Annotated in this window: 3 protein-coding genes; 2 read left to right on the top strand and 1 reads right to left on the bottom strand. The window is 42.0% G+C overall.

The annotated features are described in order from the left end of the window. Positions 1 to 96: 96 nt before the first annotated feature. On the bottom strand, positions 97 to 972 hold the full coding sequence (locus CA598_RS30880) for a YheC/YheD family protein (RefSeq protein ID WP_094874789.1): 876 nt from the start codon (positions 970 to 972) through the stop codon (positions 97 to 99). A gap of 355 nt (positions 973 to 1,327) precedes the next feature. On the opposite strand from CA598_RS30880, the gene gyrA reads away from it, so the two are divergent. Both gyrA and CA598_RS30870 read left to right on the top strand, forming a co-directional pair. Beyond that, positions 1,328 to 3,868: a DNA gyrase subunit A gene (gene gyrA, locus CA598_RS30875; RefSeq protein ID WP_094874790.1), complete on the top strand. Its 2,541-nt coding sequence runs from the start codon at positions 1,328 to 1,330 to the stop codon at positions 3,866 to 3,868. 268 nt (positions 3,869 to 4,136) lie between these two features. Then, the gene (locus CA598_RS30870) at positions 4,137 to 5,234 is read left to right on the top strand and encodes an HD-GYP domain-containing protein (RefSeq protein ID WP_094878975.1); all 1,098 of its coding nucleotides are present in this window, start codon (positions 4,137 to 4,139) and stop codon (positions 5,232 to 5,234) included. The last annotated feature ends 135 nt before the right edge of the window (positions 5,235 to 5,369 follow it).

Raw genomic sequence — 5,369 nt, 5'->3', positions numbered from 1 at the left:
TGAAACTTATACTTTCTTATATTTTAATAAAACCTCCGGCTTCTGTTCCTAATGGAATGAGAATGCTGGAGGTTTTTTGTTTTCAGATCCGGTTTTTTAGGCTTTATTATATTGTCTATTGCGGGTAGTATATGGCGATTTTCTAGCTTTTACACGTCCGTATGCTACAGCATAGCGGTGTATTCTACGATAGATAGATTTATCAGGAAATAACTTGAATACAACAATAGATGGAAGCGTGTTGACCTCAAGCAGCCACATATCCATATGCTGATCCATGGCAATATCCAGACCAATTTCTTTAATTCCTGGATAGGTAGTTTCCAATTGGCCTGCAATTTGTACGCCTAAAGATTTTAATTGATTAATCGTGGAGAGTGTTTCAGAAGGGTTCATATGATTTTTTAATAATGTATTTACTGACTGAATACTGCCTCCACTATGATAATTGGTGACAATTTTCTGAGGGGCAGCTACTCTTCCGAGCATTCCTGTTGTTTCCCATGCACCTGATGGAGTCTTTTGGGCAAGAACTCGAAGGTCGAAGGGACGATCTTGGTGACGCAGGAGATCAATTCCTTTTTGGACGAGGTAGGTACGGTTCTGAATTCGTTTCTGTAAGGCCTCATGCAGCTCTTCGGGGGAGAAGAAAACTTCTGCCATCTTTGCATATCTTAGAATATATAGGACCTGTGCTTCTTGCTGTTGTCTCTCCTCGTTATCGGCGGTGACATTTATTTCAGTCTTTTGCTGGCTAGGACTTAAAATCACCGTACGCTGCTCAGCTCTCATTACACCAATACCAAAGCTTCCGCGATCAGGTTTTATATAGACCATAGCATATAACGCAAGCATTTCTTTAAGAACACTTAAATCGTATTTACGGGTATCAGGCACATATAGAGATAGAGATTGATTTTGAAGGATAACTTTTGTTTTAGCCCATTTACTTGGGACACGTTGAATCTTCATTATCTTCCTCCTTAACAATTTTGTGCAGCAATTGCTCATTTGAATTCCCTTGTGCAAAACTTGCTGTGGAAGCATAATCTTTGGCAGCTGAAAATCAGGACAAGCTACCTAAACAATGGTATAATATAAGGATATGGGGTTATGCCTTATCGAACGATACTAGGATAATAAAACCGTGTTTCTTGTCTTTACAGTCTATGTACTAAAGACATTTGCGGAAAGGGCGAATACCCTAATCAGCGCAAAAGAAATCAATATTAGAAGATAAAAGGCTATCATGTTTAATTGTGCTACTTTTGTGAAAGTAATATAATTAAGGGTAGCGGTTTTTTAACTGAAGGAGGTCCAGCAACTCATGGCTGAACAAAATAACCCACAAGTCAAAGATCGGGACATTGGCGTGGAAATGCGTGAATCCTTTATGGATTACGCAATGAGCATCATTGTTAGCCGGGCTTTGCCAGATGTGCGGGACGGACTCAAGCCGGTTCACCGACGCATTTTGTTTGCGATGTCGGAACTTGGAATGTCTGCGGATAAGCCTCATAAGAAATCGGCAAGAATCGTCGGTGAGGTTATCGGTAAGTACCACCCTCACGGTGACTCAGCTGTCTATGAAACAATGGTACGGATGGCTCAGGATTTCTCTATGCGCTATATGCTTGTGGACGGTCACGGGAACTTTGGTTCGATCGATGGTGATATGGCTGCAGCGATGCGTTATACAGAAGCCCGTCTTTCCAAGATTGCAGGCGAAATGCTTCGAGATTTGAACAAAGAAACAGTAGATTTCGCACCCAACTATGATGGTGAAGAGAATGAGCCAGTTGTATTACCAGCTCGCTATCCGAACCTGCTCGTGAATGGGGTATCTGGTATAGCTGTAGGTATGGCTACTAATATTCCACCGCATAACCTAGGCGAAGTTATCGATGGTGTGCAGGCGATGATTAAGAATCCTGATATCACACCTATGGAATTGATGGAGTATATCCAAGGCCCTGATTTCCCTACGGCTGGATATATCTTGGGTCGTGAGGGCATTCGTCAAGCTTATCGTACAGGGCGTGGTTCAGTGACCATGCGTGCTAAGGCAACGATTGAAGAAAACAACGGTAAGGCACGCATCATTGTACATGAGCTGCCATATCAGGTGAACAAGGCAAGATTGGTTGAGAAAATTGCAGAATTAGTACGTGAGAAACGGATCGAGGGTATAACAGATCTTCGAGATGAGTCTGACCGTAACGGTATGCGTGTAGTTGTTGAGATGAGACGCGATGTGAATCCAAATGTTGTGTTGAACAATCTATATAAACATACTTCTATGCAATCCACATTTGGGATCAACATGCTTGCCATTGTAAACAACGAGCCGAAAATTCTTAATCTGCGTGATGTGCTCTATCATTATTTGCAGCACCAGATTGAAGTTATCCGTCGTCGTACAATATTTGATCTTAAAAAAGCTGAAGCACGCGCTCATATTTTAGAAGGTCTGCGTATTGCGCTGGATCATCTGGATGAAGTTATTGCGTTAATTCGCGCGTCACGGACAACGGATATCGCCCGTGATGGATTAATGAGCACCTTTAGCCTCAGTATAGAACAGGCTCAAGCAATCCTCGATATGCGGATGCAACGTCTGACCGGTCTGGAACGGGAAAAGATCGAGAATGAATATAACGAATTGCTCGCTAAAATCGCAGAGTACCGTGAAATTTTGGCGAATGAGCATCTTGTACTGGAAATCATCAGCAACGAGCTGCAGGATATTCGTGATAGATATTCTGATGATCGCCGGACAGAGATTACGGTTGGTGAAGAAAGTATCCTGGATGAAGACCTTATTCCGCGTGAAGAGGTTGTTATCACTATTACACATACGGGATACATCAAACGTCTACCTGTCAGCACCTACCGCAGCCAGAAGCGCGGAGGGCGCGGAGTTATAGGAATGGACACCAAGGACCAGGATTTTGTGGAGCATCTCTTCGTGAGTAACTCTCATAACTATCTGATGTTCTTTACCGATAAGGGTAAGGTGTACCGGATTAAGGCTTATGAGATCCCAGAGCTGGGTCGTACTGCACGTGGGACACCAATCATCAACCTGATTCAAATTGAACAAGGTGAGAAGATTAGTGCCGTAATCCAAGTGGAAGAGAGCGATAGTGACAAGTACTTGTTCTTTGCTACCCGCGAAGGTATCGTGAAGAAGACGCCACTTGAGGATTACAATAACATCCGCAAGGGCGGACTTATCGCTATTAATCTTCGTGAAGAGGATTCCCTAATTGAGGTTAAGCTGACAGATGGTCAGCAGAATCTTATTATCGGTACAGCTCGCGGAATGTCGATTACGTTCTCAGAGAATGATGTTCGTTCTATGGGCCGTAGCGCGACTGGCGTGAAGGGCATTACGCTTGACAGTAATGACCATGTCATCGGTATGGACTGTGTTGATAAGGAGCTTGAGGTCCTGATTGTTACTAGCAAGGGTTATGGTAAACGGACCCCAGCTGGTGATTATCGTTCTCAGACTCGTGGCGGTAAAGGGATCAAGACCATTAATCTCACAGAGAAGAATGGCCCTGTAGTTGGTCTTAAGGTTGTTAGAGATGACGAAGACTTAATGATCATTACTACAAGCGGTACCTTGATCCGTACCAGCATGGATGGAATTTCTACTATGGGCCGTTATGCGCAAGGGGTTAAGCTAATTAACATCCGCGAGGATGATGCTGTGGCTACCCTGTGTAGAGCGGATAAGAACGAAGAGGACGAAATGTCTGAAGAGATGGAAGGCCTCGAGGAACAAGTAACAGTAGATGAATCTGGTGATATTGATCAACCGGAAACTATCGCTGAGGATCAAGAAGATAACTTAGAGTAGGTTATATTCAATAAAGAGCAAGGGATTCTATTACAGAGTCCCTTGCTCTTTTTGCTGTGATTAATTAATAGCAAGTTATTTAATGAAATTTAATGAGAATTTTTATAAGAATAGTTTTCATTTCACTAGTCGCTTCCTTTTATCCGTACTATAATTAGCCGATAGAGTATAAATCAGTATATAAAGTACTATTTTCTCAGAAATTATCTGTCATATTAGATTTCGGTAATCCTGAGCTTATTGTTATAGAAATTAAGGGGCTGAGTATATGCCAAGTGTGTTGGCTGGAGAAGTTAAAGCAGGCTCAAAGATAACCAAAGATGTAACTACACCTCTGGGGGGAATTTTGTTCACTAAGGGAAAAATACTACTTCCCCGTGATCTAGAAATTTTAGAAGCTTTTTTGGTTGGGCAAGTGGAGATCGAAGGTGTTCAGGGAGAGGCCAACTCTGATGCTGTCAAAAAAAACGCCAAGCAGACAGCACTTAAAGCTGGAGCGATTATAAATGAATCGATGCTGATCAAGAACAATTCCCCACTACATGATGAATATGAAAAAATGATCGCACTTATTAGAACCAGCTATCGTTCGGTAACGGCAGCCTCACTTCCTATTTTTGAGTTGCGGAGTCAGTTAGAGTTACTAATTAGTCATTTAAAGGATTATCATGTGTTGAAGTTTTCTCCACGTACGCTAAAAGACGAGGATTACAACTATCACAATGCCGTGCTGTCCGCGTTAACATCCTATAAGATCGCTCAGTGGTGCGGGTATCCGCAAAAGGATTGGATGCAGATCGCTTTTGCTGGATTACTACATGACATCGGAAACGCGAAAGTAGATAGTTCTCTTTTACATAAGCCGGAATCACTTAATAGTGCCGAAATAGAAGAGGTTCGCAGACATACTACATATGGCTATCAATTACTGCGTAATGTCACAGCGATTAATGAAGGGGTAAGACTAACGGCATTGCAGCATCATGAGAAGGTCGATGGGTCTGGTTACCCACTTAAGCTAGAAGGTAGCCAGATTCATTTTTACGCTAAAGTAGTAGCGGTAGCAGATATATTCCATGCTATGACTCTAGAAAGGGCTTATAGAAAAGCAAAGTCTCCTTATTTAGTGTTAGAGCAGATAATGACAGAAAGCTTCGGTAAGCTTGACCCAGTTGTTGTACAGACCTTTATACAGAAGAGTACAGATTTGTTTAATGGAACCAGAATACGTCTGAGCGATGGACGTCATGGAGAGATCATATTTACTGACCGTGCTAATCCAACACGTCCTATGATTAAGGTAGAGGGTACGATTGTTAACCTAATGTTGGAGCGAGATTTGTATATTCAGGAGATCATTGCTTAGAGAAAGAAGTATTAAGAGACTCCATAAATGAGACTGTGCTAACAGGTATACACCAATATATAAAGGGTGATTGATAGTACAGTCTCTTATTTATAGATTATTTTGAAAAAAGTGTTGCAATGAATCTCTATACAT

It is taken from the genome of Paenibacillus sp. VTT E-133291 (genome assembly GCF_002264395.1).
In the GTDB taxonomy this organism is placed as follows: Bacteria; Bacillota; Bacilli; order Paenibacillales; family Paenibacillaceae; genus Paenibacillus_AQ; species Paenibacillus_AQ nitricinens.
Note: the sequence above shows the minus strand (reverse complement) of the source record. Positions and strands in the feature narration are given on the sequence as shown.